Annotated in this window: 1 protein-coding gene and 1 pseudogene; both read left to right on the forward strand. The window is 74.1% G+C overall.

Annotated elements, in window-relative coordinates:
- Positions 1 to 954 (forward strand): sensor histidine kinase (locus tag AB0J52_RS40515; protein WP_500188523.1); only part of this gene is annotated, 954 nt, incomplete at its 5' end.
- Positions 955 to 1,083: 129 nt separating this feature from the next.
- A pseudogene (locus AB0J52_RS40520) lies at positions 1,084 to 1,435 on the forward strand (phenylalanine--tRNA ligase subunit alpha); the annotation flags it as partial.

Genomic DNA, 1,435 nt, shown 5'->3' on the forward strand with positions numbered 1-1,435 from the left:
GGGGTCGCCGCCGAGGCGGCGCTCGGCCACGACTTCCGCGACGTCCTGCCGCTGCACGACGCCGAAGGGCGCGACTGGTGGAAGTGCACCGCGCCGTACGACGGCCTGGCGACCCGCAGCCGGCACCCCGAGCAGACCCTGTTCCTCCCGGACGGCACCGAGCTGCTGGTGAGCGCCGCCTACCGCAGGGACGCGCACGGGCGTGTGGAACGGTTCACCGTCACCCTGCGCGACGCCCTGCGCCGGGCGCGCCGCGAACGCGACCGCGCCGACCTGGTCTCGACCGTCGCGCACGAGCTGCGCTCGCCGCTGACCAGCGTGAAGGGCTTCACCGCGACGCTGCTGGCCAAGTGGCACCGGTTCAACGACGACCAGAAGCTGGTCATGCTGGAGACGGTGAACGCCGACGCCGACCGGGTGACCCGGCTGATCACCGAGCTGCTGGACGTGTCCCGGATCGAGGCGGGCCGGCTGGAGATGCGCCGCCAGGTCGTCGACCTCGCCGAGGAGGTCCGTAAGATCATCGCGGGCCGGGTCGCGGCGGGTGAGCCCGCCGACCGCTTCCGGTTCGAGCCGCGCGGCGAGCTGCCCGAGCTCTGGCTCGACCCGGACAAGATCGACCAGGTCATCGGCAACCTGGTGGAGAACGCGGTGCGGCACGGCGCTGGTACTGTCACGATCGTGGTGGAGCCGGACGCGCACAAGGAGGGGGCCGCGGTGTCGGTACGCGATGAGGGCGAGGGCATTCCGCCCGAGGCCGCCCAGCGCGTGTTCCGGCAGTTCTGGCGCGGGCCCGCCTCCGGCCGCCGCGGCGGCACCGGCCTCGGCCTCTACATCGTGAAGGGCCTCGTCGAGGCGCACGGCGGCACGATCACCGTGCGGCGCGCGCCCGGCGGCGGCGCCGAGTTCCGATTTACCGTGCCCGCCGGGGCCCCCGACCACGCCACCGCCTGAGCGTCCGCTCAGCCGCTGCGGCACCGGGCTCCCCGTGCGGGCGGCGCGTACGCGCACGCTTTTCCGGATCTTTCCCGTCCGCGCACTAGACTGCGGACGTCCCACGCCGACCGGAGTCATCACATCACCATGTCTGCACCCAACAAGTCCTACGACCCCGTCGAGGTGACCGCGTTGCAACCAGCGGAGCTCGACCGGGCCCGCGACGCGGCGCTCGCCGCGATCGCGGCCGCCTCCGACCTGGACGGGCTGAAGGCCGTCCGGCTCGCGCACGCGGGCGACCGCTCGCCGCTGGCCCTCGCCAACCGGGAGATCGGCGCGCTGCCGCCGCTGGCCAAGGCCGAGGCGGGCAAGCGCGTCGGCGCGGCCCGCGGCGCGGTCGCGCAGGCGCTGAAGAAGCGCCAGGCGGAACTGGAGGAGGAGCGCGACCAGCGCGTCCTCGTCGAGGAGACCGTCGACGTCACCCTGCCGTGGGACCGCG

The organism is Spirillospora sp. NPDC049652 (genome assembly GCF_040675125.1).
Classification (GTDB): domain Bacteria; phylum Actinomycetota; class Actinomycetes; order Streptosporangiales; family Streptosporangiaceae; genus Spirillospora.